The 17920-nt window shown below is 57.4% G+C and carries 15 protein-coding genes; 11 read left to right on the top strand and 4 right to left on the bottom strand.

Annotated elements, in window-relative coordinates:
- Positions 1 to 172: 172 nt before the first annotated feature.
- On the top strand, positions 173 to 1312 hold the full coding sequence (locus ACZ5C7_RS16500; protein ID WP_464377374.1) for a presenilin family intramembrane aspartyl protease PSH: 1140 nt from the start codon (positions 173 to 175) through the stop codon (positions 1310 to 1312).
- Positions 1313 to 1373: 61 nt separating this feature from the next.
- On the opposite strand, the gene ACZ5C7_RS16495 is transcribed toward ACZ5C7_RS16500, so the two are convergent.
- Together ACZ5C7_RS16495 and cysS are read right to left on the bottom strand one after the other, a co-directional pair.
- Positions 1374 to 2021, bottom strand: a complete 648-nt coding sequence (locus tag ACZ5C7_RS16495) for a DUF6517 family protein (RefSeq protein ID WP_464377373.1) — start codon at positions 2019 to 2021, stop codon at positions 1374 to 1376.
- Between the two features lie 103 nt (positions 2022 to 2124).
- A complete protein-coding gene (gene cysS / locus ACZ5C7_RS16490; RefSeq protein WP_464377372.1) occupies positions 2125 to 3633 on the bottom strand; it encodes a cysteine--tRNA ligase in 1509 nt (502 codons plus the stop codon).
- Positions 3634 to 3846: 213 nt separating this feature from the next.
- Between cysS and ACZ5C7_RS16485 the strand changes: the two genes are divergently transcribed.
- Entirely contained in the window at positions 3847 to 5115 is a 1269-nt protein-coding gene (locus ACZ5C7_RS16485) for an MFS transporter (protein ID WP_464377371.1), read from the top strand.
- Here the strand turns inward: ACZ5C7_RS16485 and ACZ5C7_RS16480 are convergent.
- Positions 5112 to 5639, bottom strand: a complete 528-nt coding sequence (locus tag ACZ5C7_RS16480; RefSeq protein ID WP_464377370.1) for a DUF7523 family protein — start codon at positions 5637 to 5639, stop codon at positions 5112 to 5114. The genes ACZ5C7_RS16485 and ACZ5C7_RS16480 overlap by 4 nt on opposite strands.
- Before the next feature lie 160 nt (positions 5640 to 5799).
- On the opposite strand from ACZ5C7_RS16480, the gene ACZ5C7_RS16475 reads away from it, so the two are divergent.
- From ACZ5C7_RS16475 to ACZ5C7_RS16455, 5 genes are all read left to right on the top strand, one after another.
- Complete coding sequence (locus ACZ5C7_RS16475; RefSeq protein WP_464377369.1) at positions 5800 to 6051, top strand: BolA family protein; 252 nt, start codon at positions 5800 to 5802, stop codon at positions 6049 to 6051.
- A gap of 50 nt (positions 6052 to 6101) precedes the next feature.
- On the top strand, positions 6102 to 6563 hold the full coding sequence (locus ACZ5C7_RS16470) for a PH domain-containing protein (protein ID WP_464377368.1): 462 nt from the start codon (positions 6102 to 6104) through the stop codon (positions 6561 to 6563).
- The gene (locus ACZ5C7_RS16465) at positions 6560 to 8239 is read left to right on the top strand and encodes a PH domain-containing protein (RefSeq protein WP_464377367.1); all 1680 of its coding nucleotides are present in this window, start codon (positions 6560 to 6562) and stop codon (positions 8237 to 8239) included. The genes ACZ5C7_RS16470 and ACZ5C7_RS16465 overlap by 4 nt, the downstream gene beginning before the upstream one ends.
- Positions 8240 to 8361: 122 nt before the next feature.
- A complete protein-coding gene (locus ACZ5C7_RS16460) occupies positions 8362 to 9777 on the top strand; it encodes a class II fumarate hydratase (protein WP_464377366.1) in 1416 nt (471 codons plus the stop codon).
- Between the two features lie 240 nt (positions 9778 to 10017).
- A complete protein-coding gene (locus tag ACZ5C7_RS16455; RefSeq protein WP_464377365.1) occupies positions 10018 to 10251 on the top strand; it encodes an HVO_2901 family zinc finger protein in 234 nt (77 codons plus the stop codon).
- 215 nt (positions 10252 to 10466) lie between these two features.
- Here the strand turns inward: ACZ5C7_RS16455 and ACZ5C7_RS16450 are convergent, their stop codons facing one another.
- Positions 10467 to 11102, bottom strand: coding sequence for a TetR/AcrR family transcriptional regulator (locus tag ACZ5C7_RS16450; protein ID WP_464377364.1), 636 nt, complete (start codon positions 11100 to 11102; stop codon positions 10467 to 10469).
- 501 nt (positions 11103 to 11603) lie between these two features.
- Here ACZ5C7_RS16450 and ACZ5C7_RS16445 point away from each other — a divergent pair.
- From ACZ5C7_RS16445 to ACZ5C7_RS16430, 4 genes are all read left to right on the top strand, one after another.
- On the top strand, positions 11604 to 12656 hold the full coding sequence (locus tag ACZ5C7_RS16445) for an ATP-binding cassette domain-containing protein (protein ID WP_464377363.1): 1053 nt from the start codon (positions 11604 to 11606) through the stop codon (positions 12654 to 12656).
- Between the two features lie 35 nt (positions 12657 to 12691).
- Entirely contained in the window at positions 12692 to 13477 is a 786-nt protein-coding gene (locus tag ACZ5C7_RS16440) for an ABC transporter permease (protein WP_464377362.1), read from the top strand.
- Positions 13478 to 13943: 466 nt separating this feature from the next.
- Complete coding sequence (locus tag ACZ5C7_RS16435; RefSeq protein WP_464377361.1) at positions 13944 to 15770, top strand: ATP-binding cassette domain-containing protein; 1827 nt, start codon at positions 13944 to 13946, stop codon at positions 15768 to 15770.
- A 496-nt stretch (positions 15771 to 16266) separates the two neighbouring features.
- On the top strand, positions 16267 to 17913 hold the full coding sequence (locus ACZ5C7_RS16430; RefSeq protein ID WP_464377360.1) for a transposase: 1647 nt from the start codon (positions 16267 to 16269) through the stop codon (positions 17911 to 17913).
- Positions 17914 to 17920: the final 7 nt, after the last annotated feature.

Below are 17920 nucleotides of genomic sequence, written 5' to 3'. Positions count from 1 at the left end.
TCCCATCATTTCGGGATTATCCCCTCATCATTTTGGATGGGGTCGTTCGATTTGAACGTGGTCTCGCCCCCAACGATCGATTTCGGCTCCTATTGCGTTCCGTCTCCGATCCGGTAGAGACCGTTTCCCGAAGAAGAAAACACAGATACCACAGGGGTTCAAAGACGACGGTATGAACGATCGGGCACGGATTGTCCTCGCTGTCGGAGTGACGGTCCTGTTGTTTCTCGGCGTGCAACTCGGTGCACTGGCACTGGTCGAACCGTTCCACGACTCCGACCGACAGGCCGTCGAGGACCCGACGGACCCTACTAACAGCGCGATCTACTTTGCGGTTATTCTCGTCGCCACCGGGCTGATGCTTGCGGCGTTCAAATACGATGCCGAGCGGTTGATTCGGGGACTGATCATCGGCGTGAGCGGAATGCTCGCCTGGTTCGTCTTCACGGAAATTATCCCGCCGACGGTCACGCTTGGATCGGTAAACGCGATCGCACTGCTGGCCGCCGCTGGAGTCGCAGGTGCACTTTTGCTCTATCCAGAGTGGTACGTCATCGACACCGCCGGGGTGTTGATGGGTGCCGGCGCCGCCGGACTGTTCGGCATCAGTTTCGGCTTGCTCCCGGCGATCCTGTTTCTCGTCGTGCTGGCGATATACGACGCGATCAGCGTCTACAAGACCGAACACATGCTCGATCTGGCCGACGGCGTGATGGACCTCAAAATACCCGTCATCTTCATCGTCCCGACGACGCTTCCGTACTCCTACCTCTCCGAGGGAAGCACCGACGGCGTTCTCGAGGATACCTCGAATTCCGACAGCAGTGCGAACGCTGCGGACGACTCCAAGACCGGTTCGAACGGTGAACCGAACGCCCTGAGCGACGATGCGGCTGTCGAACGAAATGCGACTGTCGAACGAAACGGCGGCCCGGAGGGGGAAATCTCCCTCGAGCAACGCGACGAAAGCTCGGATCAGAACGCGGCGGAAACCGCTGAAGGGGACGGGCAAGAACGCGGACGAGACGCCCTCTTTATCGGCCTCGGCGATGCCGTTATTCCGACGATTTTGGTGGCGAGCGCCGCGTTCTTCGTCGAAGAAGGCACTATCGACGTTCCCGGAATCGCGTTGAATGCGCCGGCCCTCGGCGCAATAATCGGGACCAATATCGGCCTCCTCATCCTGATGTATATGGTCATGAAGGGGAGAGCCCACGCCGGACTGCCGCTCCTCAATGGCGGCGCTATCGCGGGCTACCTCGTTGGCGCGCTCGCGAGCGGACTGACGATTATGGCTGCAGTCGGCCTGTAAAGCAAATATGGCCACACTAGGCCTGTAAAGCGAATGACTTCCATCAATCCGTAAGAACCCCTCACTCGTGTCCGTGCTCTACACCCTCGATCAAGGTGTCGAGCCGATCGCTTTCGTCGGGGATGTCCTGCGGATAGACGCCCGCGAAAACGAGGTGATCGTCCCCGTGGTCGGGTTGTGTAAGATCGACGAACACGTCGACGCTCCCTTCGTCTTCGAGTTGCGCTTCGCCCTCGTACGTCGATATCGATACCGTCTGGGAAACGGCCTCGAGTTCTCGCTCGTCGACCTCAGTATCGGTATCGACGGAAAGGTCCCCGTAGCGGTCCTGTACGAGATCGAGGAGTTCGCCGGCCCCCATTTCTCCGATCGGGTTGTGATTTTCTCCGGCCACTTCGACCTGCGGCGTCGCGATCGTTCCGAACACGCCGGCTTCGATTTCCCCGAGGCCGAGAATCGAGAGATCGATCGTTCGACTGTACTCGTTCGCGTAGTTCGTCACTTCGACGGTTTCGCTCGCGACCGATTCCTCTTCGACCCATTCGTCGGTTCCGTCGTGTTCGTAGCCCGTTTCCTCGAGCGCACCGCTCGAAATCTCTGCAGGCGTCGCCTCGTAGGTAGTCAAATCCTCGAGAAACGCTCCGATACACCCCGCAGTGAGTCCCGCGCCCCCGACCCCGACGGTTGCGAGGAATACTCGTCGGTCCATACTGTCTGGGCACTTCCTCGGCGAGTAAAAGTATCGTGTGCCCTCCCGGACGCGGATCGGTGTATTCCGTTCTTACTAGCCTGTATCCAGCTGACAACTCGCGTTATTCGTCGGTTTCTATTCGGTAGGTCGCCCCCTCGTCGGTGTCCTGAACTTCCACGCCGAGCGCCTCGAGCTCGTCCCGCAACTCGTCGGCGCGGTCGTAGTTCCCCCGGCCGCGTTCTTCTTCGCGGATGTCGAGCACCAGTTCGACGACGTCCCCGGCGAGCTCGGCGGATCCGGTCGTCTCGCCGTCGAAGGAGAGGCCGAGAACGCCACCGAACTCTTCGAGCGTGTCGACGGCCCGGCGAAGTCCTCGATAATCGAATGATTCGACATCGCCGTCGGCAGTCCCGGCCGTATCCGCGTGCCGGTTGATCGCCGTCGCGACTTCGAGCAACGCCGACTGCGCTTCGCGCGTGTTGAAATCGTCGTTCATCGCCGCCGTAAACGCGTCTCGAGCGTCGTCGACCGCGGTACGAAGCTCGTCGTCTTCGGCTTTCGTTTTCGCATCGGGCGAATCGACGGCGTCGACGGCGGTCTCGTAGGCCCGCTCGAGTCGATCCCAGCGCTCTCTGGCCTCGGCGATCGTCTCGTCGGAGTACAGCTGTTTGCTGTTGTACGACCCCGCGGTGAGGAACGTTCGGAGCGCGTTCGTTCCCCACGCATCGACCGCCTCGTCGACCGTGACGAAGTTGCCCAGGCTCGAGGACATCTTCTCGTCGTCCATCTGGAACAGCTCGCAGTGGAGCCAGTAGTTGGCGAACTGGTGGTCGGTCGCCGCCTCGGATTGGGCAATCTCGTTTTCGTGGTGTGGAAAGACGAGGTCGCGCCCGCCGACGTGAATGTCGAGCGTCTCGCCGAGGTGGGTCATGCTCATCGCCGAACATTCGATGTGCCACCCGGGACGGCCCTCTTCCCAGGGGGAGTCCCACGTCAGCCCCTCGGGCGGTTCGCCCGCGACTCCCTCGTGGCGGTGTTCCTCGATCGCGTCCGGATCGACGCCGCCGGCCTTCCAGAGCGCGAAATCAGCCGGATGGCGCTTCTCGCTTCGTTCGTCAGGTTCGCCCTGTTCTTCGATCTCCTCGAGATTTTGATTCGAGAGTTTGCCGTACTCTTCGAACTGCGTCACGTCGAAGTAGACCGACCCGTTCGATTCGTACGCGTACCCCTTCTCGATGAGCGTCTCGACGAGGTCGATGATTTCCGGAACGTGTTCGGAGACCCGAGGGTAGACTTCCGCTCGCAGGAGGTTTAGCGATCGCATATCCGAAATCGTCCGCTCGATGTACGTCCGAGCGACTTCCGCTTCGCTCTCGCCGAGGTCGTCTTCGCCCACGCGAGCGGCAATTTTCTCGTTCACGTCGGTGAAGTTCTCGACGTGACGGACGTCGTAGCCGAGATACTCGAGCCAGCGGTGCATCACGTCCACGTGCACCCACGAGCGCGCGTGTCCGAGGTGGGGCGGGTCCGAAACTGTCAGGCCACAGTAGTAGAGCAAGACGTTATCGGGGTCCTGTGGCTCGAACGGCTCGGAATCGCCCGTCAACGTGTTCGTTATACGCAGGGTCATTACGTTCCAGTAACCACGGATCGAAGTTAAAGCGTTGGATAGGGTGCGACTTCGCCCACGCTGTGGGGTATCGCCATCCCGAAGGAATCCTCGCCAACAGGGGCTCGAGTGGACTCGTTCGTCGTAAATGGTGGCCACATTTTCCGCGGAGAATAAGACGGTATAGTAACAGGATAGAAACTATTATCTGTTACTCGAATGCCATATGCTCCAATGGATGAAAAGAAGCCGGTCGGCGACCGTACCGGAGACGACGGTTCGCCCTTGAACGGGTTCGGATCTGAAACCGTTCCATCGGCATTCGTTGGCGTCGCCCTCCTTTCCGGAATCTGGTTCGTACTCAGCGTTTATCGCATTACGTTCTCGATCTCTCTCCCCGATTTTCTCGAGGTGACTGAGACGACGTACACTGGGGTCAGCGTTCTCTTTGGCGCGTTTTTTAGCGGATACGCACTCAGCCAGTTTCCTGCCGGATTCCTCGCTGATCGGCTCGGTCCCGGAAACGTTATCGTGGGTAGTATTCTCGCGACCAGCGTTACCCTCGGCTCGCTCGCGGTCGCCAGTAGTTACGTTCACGTTTTCGTCGCCGTTTTCGTTGTCGGATCCGGAATCGGAAGTTACCGAACTGTCAGTCAAATCGCAGTCGCTCGCACAGTTCCCGACAGAACGGAGGGAACCGCGCTGGGAATACTCACCGCCGCGAATCCGCTGGGATACGTCGTCGGTCCAGTCGCCGTCGCGTTGCTCCTCAGGACGTACGATGTCTATACGGTCCCACTGTTGCTCGCTTTCGTCCCGGTTCCGCTCGTTTTCCTGTGTTATTTCACGAACCCAGCTTCGGTCCGGACTCGTCCGAAAGCGAAGCGAATTCCGACGGCACGACGGGCGTTCGCGACGTTCCGCGAACACTTGTTTTCGGCCAACACGCTCCTCGTCGTCGCGTTTGGAACGGCATTCACGACGACGTCGAACTCGCTCCTGGCAATTCTCCCGCTATATCTCATCGAAACGACGTCGCTCACGCTGACGCTCGGCGGCCTCTATGCGGGGGGAATATTTGGAATCGGTGCGGTCGCCGCGCTGTTCGGCGGCGTTTTCAGAGACCGGGTCGGAGCCGTTCCGATTCTCGTTTCGGGGTTCCTAACCGCTGCAGTCGCGCTCGCGGTTCTGTCGTTTGTCTCCTCGTTATCCCGCGTTCTCGCAACGCTCGCCGTGTTCAGTCTCGGCCTCAATAGCATCCTCCCTGCGCGCGATCGTGTTATCAACAGTCACGCAAGCGCATGCTCCGAACGGTACACCGGTGCGATGATCGGCGGGCTCCGGTCGCTGTGTTATCTCGGCGGAAGCGTCGGTGCAGTGGTGATCGGTCTCAGCTTCGCGAGGTTCGGGGTCACCGTCGGATTCAACTCGCTGATAGTACTGCTCGTAATCGGTGCGACTAGCGCTACCACGTTGTGGGTCGTCGAACGCGAGCGTTACTAAGGTGCGGCGGTATCGCGGGGTGGTGTCGTCGCCTCTGCGAGCACCCGCTCGATCGCACGAACGGCGTTTGCGCCGTCCAACCGTTCGACGACGACGATCATCGTTCCGTCGCAAATACCGGCCGCTTCGGTCGCGATTTCCTCGAGAGCGAGCGCCTGAAGACCAGTAGCCAGCGACGATGGGGCGATATCGCCAGCGACCAGAATAGCCGTAAACCCGTCACCGGACGGCCCGAACGACGATCCACCGACGGTAAGCAACTCGTCGGCTTCGCCTCTGCCTTCTGAAGGGTGTTCGAGGGGTCCGATACCGCTTTCCATCGTAACGCGGACGGTTCGCGATTGATTCCCGAATTCGGGAAGGTCCTCGGCGTATCGGCGAAGCGCCGTCGCGACGGCGTCCGTTTCGCCGTCGACCTCGAGAAAGCGTGCGCCAGCGGTGTAGTTGACGATACCCGCCCGCAGAGCGGAGATCAGAAACGGGTGGGCCTCGGCGGCTCGACGCGTCTCGCTCGCAAGGGACATATCCACTACCGCGAAGTCGACCGGCTTAAACGGCGTGGATCACCCGCCGTTCGCCGCCTCGGCTCACTTGCTGGCCGGTTCCAACTCGGTTGTTTCTAGATGTACTCGTCGACAGCGCTGTACCGCGTCGCTTTTGCATCGAGGTACCAAAAGAGACGATATGAACCCGGCAGACGTCGAAGACCTCATCGAATCGGAACTCGAAGACGCAGACGCTACGGTCACGCGCGCGAGAGGAAAACACGACGATGACCACCTCGCTGCGACGGTCGTCTCCCCCGCGTTCGACGGAGTTCCCCTCGTCCAACAGCACCAGAAAGTGTACGACGCACTCGACGGCCACATGACGACCGATATTCACGCCCTCGAGTTGTCGACGTACACGCCCGAAGAGTACGAAGACGCATCGTAAGCCATCGAGATAACCCCACATTTATCGTCCAGAGCTAATACGATACTGACATGGAGTCGCTCAATTCCCGTATTCGGCTGCTGTGGATCGCTCAAGGAGCGATCGTCGCAGCGATTTTCGGCGCGGTGCTCGTTGGTGTTGATCGAATAGTCGTCGACGTTCCGATGGAGGTGATCGCCGCGGTGGTCGCAGTCGCCGCAATCCTCGGAATCGCCTACGCGGTTCGGCTCTATCAGGTCTGGCAGTTCGAACTGCAAGACGACGCCCTCTATCTGGAACGTGGCGTCGTGACGTTCGTCGAGACCGCGGTGCCGTTCGTCCGAGTCCAGCACGTCGATACGCAGTTCGGGCCCATCGAGCGCGCACTCGGTCTCTCGAGCGTCGTCGTCTACACTGCAGGATCGCGAAACGCGGACGTCCGCGTTCCCGGATTGACACCCGATCGCGCCCGAAGTCTACAGGATACGCTTCGAGAACTGGCCGTCGAGAGCGATACGGACGACGCCGTATGAATCGACTTCACCCACTGAGTGCCGTCACACTGGCACTCCGGCGTGCGCTCGCGGGGTTATTTATCGCCCTTACAGTCGTCACCGGGCTTGCCGCCTTCGTCGACTTCGTTTCGGGCGCCTGGATGACCGTCGCCGTCCCGCTCGGGTTCCTCCTCGGTGGGACCTACGGAATCGTCTACTACTTTCGGTTCGAGTACGAGATCACTGACACTACGTTTGACGTTTCCTCGGGCGTTTTCTCGAGGCGGTCCCGAGAAATCCCCTACAGGCGAATTCAGAACGTCGACGTTCGGGTCGGCATTCTACAACGGCTCCTCGGTCTCGCCGTCGTCTCGATTGAAACCGCAGGCGGCGGCAATACGGAAGCCGTCCTGAACTTCGTCAGCGAGGAAGAAGCAAACCGGCTTCAGCGGGAGATTCGTCGCCGAACTGCGGAAGCGACGGAAACGCGATCGAAGTCTTCGACGGACGACCTCGAGGACGTTCCAGCGGCCGATTCAGAGTCCGTTCGGGACCGAAACGAAGCGGGAGATCCGATTGAACACCGCGACGAGAGTGTAGATGGTCGAGGTGGGGAGCCGTCAGCCGACCCCGTATCGACTTCGACAGCCACTCAGCGACGGGACCACGCCGAACGGGAAAAATCGCTGTTCGATCTCGAGGCTCGAGAGCTGTTGTTGTACTCGTTCACGTCGTTCCGTCCAGCAGTGGGCGCAGCGCTCCTGTTTTTCGTCTTCATCGCTATCGACCCAGTGATCAACCACTTACTGACCGTGGCACAACCGGTTGGCGGGCCGGAAAATCTCGAGACGGGAACTGCGGGAGATTACGGTATTTTGACGGCCGTTTCGTTCGTCTACGCCGTTGCGGTCACGTATCTCGTGAGCGTCGCCTACACGTTCGCAACGTACTACGGCTTCAAACTCAGCCGTGCGGGCCAAGACTTCGTCTACGAACGCGGATTGGTACAGCGCTATAGCGGCTCGATCCCGGCCGAAAAGATCCAGTCGGTCACCGTGACCGACAACCCGCTACAGCGCCTGATCGACTACGCAGGAATGTGGATCGAGACGGCAGGGTACGGCCCGGAAAGCAGTAGCGGCAGTCAGTCCGCCGTTCCGCTCGCACAGAAGGCACGAGTCTACGAATTTGCCGAACGGCTAACGGGGGCCGAGACTCCAAAATTCCTCAGTCCACCGGAGCTGGCTCGCAGACGGTACCTCGCTCGATACTCGATCATTGCGGGGGTGATCGTTGCCATCGCGTTCGGCGTCTCGCTGGCGACGACGCTCGAGCAGTGGTACCTCTCCGCGATCGTGTTCGTCGCCGTTCCGCCCGCGGCACACTTGCGCTACGTCAACATCCAGTATTTCGTCGGCGAGGATCACCTCGTGGTTCGGCGCGGCTTCTGGCGGCGTCGAACGACCGTTATCCCCTATTACCGTATCCAGACGGTTTCGACGCGCCGGTCGGTCTTTCAGCGTCGACTCGGCCTCGCCTCGGTCGTCGTCGATACCGCGAGTTCCAGTTCGTTCTCGATGACCGCACCCACGATCTACGACCTTGACCTCGAGGACGCTCGAGACGTGAACGTAACCAGTCGAAAACAACTCCAGCGGACGCTACGTGAGCGAGCCCAAGACGACGATCTCGGGCTGACCGTAGACTTCACCTGATCGGTCCGTATACCCTCGGACCGCTTTTTCCGACCGATCGTCGTGCGCGATCTTACGTCAGTTCCGACTATTGGCGTCGCCCTTTCGGTGGCTTTTACCTGACTCACCGACACACTCCGCGTATGGCAGAGGATGACGAGTTCCGCATCGAGGAGGACAGTCTCGGCGAAATGCAGGTTCCGAAAGACGCCTACTGGGGCGCACAGACCCAGCGGGCGATCCAGAACTTCCCCATCTCGGGAATCTCGTTCGGACGCCGGTTCGTTCGAGCTCTCGGCATCGTCAAGAAGGCCGCCGCGCAGGCGAATCGAGACCTCGGACTCGTCGACGACGAAATCGCGGAGTCGATTATCGAAGCGGCCGACGAAGTCATCGCGGGCGAACACGACGACCAATTCCCCGTCGACGTCTTTCAGACCGGGTCGGGAACGTCCTCCAACATGAACGCGAACGAGGTTATCGCGAACCGTGCCGCCGAAATCATGGGCGCGGAGGTCGGTGACCGCGTCGTCCACCCGAACGACCACGTCAACTACGGTCAGTCGAGCAACGACGTGATCCCCACGGCCATGCACGTCGCTTCCCTCGAGGCCGTCGAAAAGGACGTCATCCCGGCGCTCGATACGCTCCGTGAGTCCCTCGAGCGGAAAGAAGACGAGTTCGACAACGTCGTCAAGACCGGTCGAACGCACCTCCAGGATGCCACGCCGGTCACGCTGGGACAGGAGTTCGGCGGCTACCGGGCCCAGGTCCAGAAAGGCCTCTCCCGCGTCGACAAGGTTCGCGATCACCTTTCGGAGCTCGCACTCGGCGGAACCGCGACCGGAACCGGACTGAACACCCACGAGGAGTTCCCCAGCCGCGCGGCGGAGTACATCACAAAAGAGACGGGCGTCCAGTTCCGAGAGGCTGACAACCACTTCGAAGCCCAAGCCGCCCACGACGCGATGTCCGAGGCCCACGGCGCACTTCGCGTCGTCGCCGGTTCGCTCAACAAGATCGCGAACGACCTTCGACTGCTCGCGTCGGGGCCCCGAAACGGACTCGGCGAACTCGAACAACCGGAGAACCAACCGGGCTCCTCGATCATGCCCGGCAAGATCAACCCCGTCGTCGCCGAGGCTGTCAACCAAGTCCACAAACAGGTCATCGGGAACGACGCCGCGGTCTCCTCGGCAGCCGCCGAAGGCCAGATCGATCTCAACCTTTACAAGCCCGTTCTCGCACACAACTTCCTCGAGTCCGCGGAACTGATCGCGAACTCGAGTTCGATCTTCGCGGACCGGTTCGTCGACCCGCTCGAAGCGAACCGCGACCACTGTGAGTCGGCAGTGCTCGAATCGATGGCGCTCGCAACGTCGCTCAACGTCCACATCGGCTACGACAAGGCGAGCGAAGTCGCCAAAACGGCGCTCAAGGAGGACAAAACCGTTCGGGAAGTCGCCCTCGAGAAGGAGTACCTCACCGAGGATGAGGCTGACGAGGTTCTCGATCCGGCCAAGATGACCGAACGAGGCATTCTCGGTCAGGACGAGTAGACCGGAAGACTGACCGGTCGTGACATAGGACGTAACTGATTTCAGACACCAACTTCGGACGAGATCGCGCTCGCGTATCGCTTTCGAGAGACGGAAAACGAGGGTTTCGAATTCGAGGACTCCTCTCGTCGTTCGTTTGCGTTCGTGGAATTGAATCGATAGAAAGGACGCCGACCAGAGCCGCTCGTGTAGAATAAGAGAACCCAAGCAGTTTTTACGGATGCTGCCGTCTGACAAAACATGCACACCTGTCGTAACTGTAATCAGTCGTTTCAGACTGAACTTGCGCTCGAACTGCACCGGGACTCGTGCAAGAAGTCACAACTTTGCTGTCACGTTTGCGGTGACCGATTTAGCGAGGGCGAAGCGACGCGTGATGGCTGGCACTACGAGTGTCCAAACGACGACTGCGAGGGGAACGGACTGCAAGAGGATATTTTCAATGTTGGGGACGTCCGAACTGCGACACACTAACCCGATTGCGTAGGCTAATTCGGTCATATTCTACGATGCGATTTTCTGCTCCCTAGACTACCTGAGGGCGGCTAGATCGATTAGTAATGCATAGATATCCTCGAAATTTAGACTGTCGGGATTGGTTTCGGCATCTACCGTGTATGAGAAATCCATCTGCCGGAGGTCAATTTCTGGGTGTGACTGAGAGAACGTCATTGGCTGGGAGATTATGCTCAGAACTCATTTTCTGGTGCCATTGGAATCACTCGCTTCAGGTGCTGTAAAACCGCTTCACGTCTCGTGTCGGTGTCGAGTGTGAGGTCGGCATGGCGAGCTCCATTAATTGTTGAGATCAAAAACACGGCCAGCTGTTCCGAATCGACTGGCTGAAAAACCCCTTCATCGATTCCACGTTCAACGATACTTCTTAACAGGTCGATCGTAAACTGGTAATTTCGTGTGAGTCGCTGGCGAATTTCGGGATCGTACGGGGCCAGAACATGCAATTGTATGATCGCTTCGTTATAGTGACGCCCCTTATCCTCGATTCCATCGGGTCCGAATGCGAGAAATTCGAGCACGCTCCAGAGTTGCTCGACTGGTGGTGTCTCGTTGTCAAGCTGGAGAAATGTTTCCATCCCTTCGAGAATGTGATCGAGTAATGATAATAATAGATCGTGTTTCGAATCGAAATAATAGTGAATAAGACCACGATTAAGCCCCGCGCGACCAGCTACACGTCGAATTGTCAGGCCCTGATGCCCCTGTTCTGCGAGTACCCAGACGGTTGCTTCAAGTAATACCTTGTCCGTTGGGACGTCATCCCAGTATGGATCATCGAAATCTGGGTAGTTTCCAGGGTTCTCCATGCGTCTGCTTGTTACCGGAACAGATTGAAGGTGGTGTTCTATCGGTACTCGTTAGCGGAGTCAGCCACACCCTTCGTATCAATCCCGGCTGTCCCGTTCGACGGAACGTACAGGGGTTCCGGAATTTTGAGAGCGAACACCGATTAGGGAGCACAGCGCAGCGATACCGAACTTGATGAACAGGTTCACAGTATCTGTTCGTAGTGGCTTCGGTATATTCGGCTGGAATCATGTAATCCGAATGTGGACCACACGACCGGAACAGTTATCATCTCGTCAACCAATGTTTAGTCACATGACTAAATTAGAACACCGCGGGAGGAACGTTAGTGAGGACATCACTTCTATAGATAGAACCCCTTTAGAACGCATAGACGGCGTCAACTCGAGAACAAACTACCTCCGAACTCCGAGGTGGAAGAGCTCAACTGCACCTACGGCTCATTCGTCGGTACGGGCTCAAATGGGGGAAAGTCTCCTCGAGAGACGATCTAGACTCCGATGACCGCAACCTCGGCTGGTTTGGAACGTGAGGCTATCGTGGTTCGAAACCTCTCACTTACGTATTCAGATGGGACTGAAGCGGTCCGGAGCGTGGGTTTCACCGTTCCCGCTGGAGAGTTCTTCGGATTCCTCGGGCCGAACGGAGCCGGAAAAACAACGACCATCAAAATGCTCATAACGCTCTTACAGCCGACTTCGGGAGAAGTTGTCATAAACGGGTTTGACAGCAATGAAAGCCCCCGGGCGATTCGAGCCTCGGTGGGGTACACGTCCCAAGAGACCAGCGTCGATCCACAGCTCACTGCTCGAGAGAATCTTGTGCTCGCCTGTGAACTATACCACGTCCCGAAATCGCAGCGAGATGAGCGTGTTCGGGAACTTCTCGATCTCGTTGAACTGGAGGAGGTCGCGGACAAGCAAGCCGAAACGTTCTCGGGTGGAATGAAAAAACGCCTCGACATCGCAACAAGTCTCGTCCACGAGCCAACGCTCCTGTTCCTCGACGAGCCGACCACAGGTCTCGATCCAAGATCGCGCCTGCGGCTTTGGGAGTACTTCGAACGAATCAACGATGACGGGACGACGATCTTCTTGACGACTCAGAACCTAGAAGAAGCTGACTATCTCTGTTCGAAGCTCGGCGTGATCAACGACGGCGAACTCGTGACAGTTGACGCTCCCGACTCACTCAAATCCGCTGTGGGCGGTGAAGCCCTCGAGATCACACTCGACCTAGCGTCTCAATTCGGACCGACGGAGGCCGAGGACGAGATTAGACGATCGGAGATCCTCACCGACTCCGATTCAGTCGGTACCACCGCCACCGGCGTCGTCATCTCCTCGCCGTATGCACGACGAATTGGTCCCGACGTACTGTCCGCGTTGAACGATGCCGGCGCGACTGTCACGGAGTTCAGCGTCCGGTCACCGTCACTTGACGATGTTTTTCTGGAATTGACGGGGCAGACACTCGACGACGCGAGCAACGATCCCCCTGATTCGAGTGACCGAGTACCTGCAAACGTTTCCGGAGTGAGGACAGATCAATGACCTGCGAGAATCAGACTCCCGGGAGGAGCCACACCTTGCGGTCGTGGCTTCTCTCCGACACTTGGTCCTCGTTCAAACGGTGGTCGACGAAGAACCTCCGAAACCCCTACGTGCTGTTCTTTAGCCTCGTTCAGCCGATCGTGTGGTTGGTACTATTCACACAGGTGTTCGAGTCGATTACGCGCCTTCCCGGCTTCGAAGACGTGAATTACGTCGAATTCTTCGCACCAGCGGTCGTCGTCCTTGTCGCGTTGTTCTCCGCATCAAACTCGGGAATCAACCTCGTCTACGATATGCGTGAAGGTGTGTTCAACAAGATGCTCGCGTCGCCGACGAACAGGGCATCGATGTTCCTCGGGAAGACGATTGCCGAGTCAGTACTAACGATCATACAGGTTGTCATCATCCTCGTTGTCGCCCTCGTTCTCGGTGCGACCGTCCAGACAGGAATTCTCGGGGTAGTCGGAATTATCGCTCTCAGCGTCGTCTTTAGTCTCGGGTTTGCGGCGCTTTCGAATATAATCGCGCTCTTGACGCAGAACGAAGATGCGACAATCATTACGACAAATTTTTTCGCGTTACCCTTGTTGTTCGTGAGTACCGCATTTCTCCCGGAAGACCTCTTACCGAACTGGATTCAGGCAATCAGCGTACTGAACCCGGTGACGTACGGTGTCGATGCCATTCGAGTACTCATGCTCGACGGCTGGGACTGGAGCGTCCTTGGACCGTCGATTCTCGGACTATCCGTATTCACGCTGATTCTCTGTAGTGTTGCGACGGTGTTGATGAAACGAGCGACGGATGCCAGGCCGAAATAACCACAATACACACGAAATGACAGAACGAAACCTCACGTGTGCTCGTCCGGAGTACATATCGGTCGTCGGAGCACGAGAGAACAATCTGAAAGATGTATCAGTCGATATCCCAAAGCGGAAGTTGACCGTATTTACCGGCGTGTCGGGTGCCGGGAAGTCCTCGTTGGTGTTCGATACGATCGCGGCAGAAGCCCAACGGCAGTTGAACGACACGTTCAGACCGTTCGTGCGTAACCGGTTGCCAACCTACGGACAGCCGGAAGCGGACGAACTGAGGAACCTGTCCACTGCAATCATCATGGACCAGCAACGAATACACGGCAATGCTCGATCTACCGTGGGAACGTATACCGATATTCATTCCTTTTTGCGGTTGTTGTATTCCCGATTCGGTACTCCCTCTGTTGGCTATTCGAACGCCTTCTCGTTTAATGATCCAGATGGGATGTGTACGGAGTGCGATGGGTTGGGAAAAGCCCAATCACTTGATCTGAACGCATTTCTCGACACGTCGAAATCACTGAACGAAGGGGCGATCAACTTCTCGCAGTTCGCGGTCGGAAAATACCAGTGGAAAATCTACACGAATTCGGGACTCTTTGACAACGACAAGAAACTGAAAGAGTACACGGAAGATGAATGGGATACTCTGCTGTACGGTACGGATACTACAGTGGAGTTCTCCACAAAGGGAGGGACCACAGAACGCGATTACGAGGGGCTCGTCGAGAAGTTCCGGCGGTTATACATCAACCGGGACATCAATGATCTGAGCGAGACTCTTCAAGAGGAGGTTGCACAGCTCGTCTCTCAGAGCGAGTGTCCAGTCTGTGACGGCGCACGACTCAATCAGGACGCATTACGGAGCCGGATCGACGGCTACAATATCGCGGACCTTTCCGAGATGCCAGTTGCCGAGTTGAGGCAGGTACTGGAAGCACTCGAGGAGCCCGATGCAAACCCTCTGGTAGACGCGATAGTTTCCCGATTAACACACCTTGAGTCCGTCGGGCTCGGCTACCTGACGCTGAATCGGGAGACTGAAACACTGTCCGGCGGCGAATCACAGCGGTTGAAAATCGTAAAACAACTTGGTAGTGGTCTCACAGGCCTTATCTACATCTTTGACGAGCCAACTGTCGGTCTTCACTCACACGACGTTGGGGATCTCGTCGAACTGCTCTACGAACTCCGAGATGATGGTAACACTGTACTGGTCGTTGAACACGATCCGACCGTGGTAAACGCAGCAGACCATATTGTGGATCTCGGTCCCGGAGCCGGGCAAAACGGGGGGAAGATTCTGCACGAAGGTAGCATCGAGGGACTTCAACGAACGGACACACCCACTGGAAACGAACTCCGGAAGACCCGATCGATCAAATCATCGTTTCGATCACCGACTGGCCAGTTACCCATCGAACACGCGACTCGGAACAACTTACAGGATATCACCGTCACAATTCCTCGGGAGGTACTTTCCGTGGTCACAGGTGTGAGCGGCGCAGGAAAAAGTTCACTCATCGAGACGTTCCGTGAACAACACGACGATACTGTGTACATTGATCAGGACGCAATAAGCACATCAATTCGGTCGGTCCCTGCAACATACAGTGGGATGATGGATAGCATCCGTGAGAAGTTTTCTAGAGCGAACGAGGTGAGTACGTCACTCTTCAGCTTCAATTCGACTGGTGGCTGTCCTGCGTGTGATGGCCGTGGATTCACGTACACTGATATGGCGTTCCTCGATCCCATCGAATCCACGTGTGAAGTCTGTGACGGGACACGATATAGTGACGAGGCACTGGAGTACCGATTACGGGGGAGAACGATCGCTGCGGTGATGGCAATGACCGTTTCGGAGGCAGCCGCATTCTTCGAAGATCCCACCATCCAGGAGACGCTCACGACGTTAGAAGAGGTCGGACTAGGATACCTGCCTCTCGGACAATCGTTGACCAGTTTATCCGGTGGGGAACGCCAACGCATCAAACTCGCAAGTGAACTCGGCAACTCGGATGGCGTCTACATCCTTGACGAACCGACTGTCGGCCTTCACATGGCAGACATCGACCAGCTCATAACAGTGCTGGATACTCTCGTCGAAGATGGTAATACAGTCATCGTCATCGAACACAATCTCGATATCGTTAAACAGGCCGACTGGGTTATCGATCTCGGACCCGGCGGGGGGATTCGAGGTGGCGAAGTGATTTTCGAAGGGACACCAGAACGACTTGCAGAGTCGGATGACTCGCTCACAGGTGAGTACCTGCGGCAAAGCCTGTAAACAATATATGTCTGGTCTCTCTCTCCAATACTCATCAGTTTTGTTTTAAATGATACGCCTCATCTGTGAGCAACCCAGAGAAGAACGTTCATGGATAAAATGAAATAATGTAACTAAGTGGATCAATCAAGGAAAATTGTGGCACACGCATGCTCTAGACACAGAATCTGCATTGAATTCAGCCATCATGGATACACGCATCAATACGAAGTCGACGGTCGTAGACCGACCGAACCACAGCGCGAAGACAGATACATCGACTCTCACCGGGGAGTTCACCGATCACCGCGGACAGCTCCACTTTTTCACCTCAGAACCAGAAAGAGCAAGCGACGCTCTCAGCGGATTCATTTCGGATGTCGCCACCATCGCACAGTCGCAGTGTGAGCATTGCGAGGACTACGCTGACATCGAGACGTTGGTTTGCCGTCTCCCAATTGACTATATTACATTCGCCACACACGATTCGTTAGCGCCATATTTGGGACCGTATCCGATGGCGACACACGTCCGAGCGTCCATCATCAAAGAAATCAACGGCTGGGACGAGACCGCGCTCCACGACCACCTTCGAGCGAATCCCTCGCTCCGCCAGAATCTCGGCTTCAAGACGCTCCCGAATCAATCGACGTTCTGGCGGGCGTGGAATGAACGTTTCAGCGCGGCACTGCGTGACGCCACACAGGAGTGTGCTGACAGCATCGTCACAGCCGCGCATGCCTGCGAAATTTCACTCCCTGATCGGATCGGCAGCGACGAACCGGATAAACCAAACGCCGATGATCCTCCCGAACATCAACTCGTCGCCGAGAAAACCGACGAAGTGTGGCAGCAGGCCAAGCCGTTCGTGACCGACGCGTTCGCGCTCGACCGCGGTCGAAACTGGCAGATTCACGAGAACACCTTCTGGGAACAGCACGCCTACATGGGGATGCGCGAGGACATGTATGCCGCGAGTGGCCCGGCCTCGTTCTTTCTCGATACGACCCGTGACAGAGTTCCGTCGGGATCGACCCACCGCTACCAGATCGAGAAGCTCTCAGTCGCCGACATCCGTTCGATGCTGCGAAACACTACACAGATGCTGATCGACCGTGCCCGCCAGCACGGCGAATTCACTGGGAAACTCTGGGCAGCCATCGACGTGACCAAGGGGTTCCCATTCACTGGTGACGTAGAGGACCACGAAGACGATATCCTCGGGTACAAAGACGGCAACGAGTACTACCAGTGGGCAGTGTGTAAGATCGTCGGGATGAACATCCCGCTGGTTCTCGACGTCATCCCGCGCGTACGCGGTCAGTCGAAGGATGAGATCGTCGAGGAACTCCTGTCGCAGGCGACCGAGATGGCCGATATCGACCTCGTGATGATGGACCGTGAGTTCGATAGCAAACCCGTCAAGAACACCTGCGAAGAGTACGACGTCCACTACCTGAACCCGACGCGCATCTTCACCAACAGCGACAAAGCTGACACCATCGCGTGGATGTATCGTAACGGTAAGCGCTTTCACGTCACTGAGGAGGGGCCGGGCGACGGTACGCCCACGCACAAGCAGATCTATCTTCCGAAGCGCTTGAGTTCGGACGACAAGGATGAGGGCGAGGGACTGTCAGAAGCGTGGGAGGAGATGTGCGGCGACTGGGAGTTCGAGGACGTGGAAGGCGAGCCGAGTGAAGGGCTGTCGTTCTCGCGGTTGCTCACGGATATCCAGCGCGAAGAAGAAGTGGAAGAGCGTAAGCAGAAGGCGCAGGGCGGAGACGTAGATACGACCGGAACCGTGGTGTTCGAGACGAACCACCCGTACGTCACCGCCCATGACGCCGACGATCAGCAGATGGACGGGAAGGCGTTCGTCCACATGATCGAGCGACTCATCCGATGGTATCGTCACCGTTGGGGTATCGAGAACGGCTTCAAGAAACAGAAACACTTCATGGTTCGAACCACCTCGACCGAGCGCGATTACCGATTCTTCAACTTCGCGTTCGCGTGCGTCCTGTATAACGTGTGGCGGCTGATTGACCTACTCGTGAAGATTGCCATCGATGGCGAGAATCGATCGTACGCGCCGTGTGTGGACGCGAACCAGTTTCTGACCGTGACGAATCAGTGCTATGGTCTCGATCCACCCGACTGACGCCCGG

It is taken from the genome of Halostagnicola alkaliphila (genome assembly GCF_055379965.1).
This window is presented reverse-complemented; position numbering and strand designations above follow the sequence as displayed.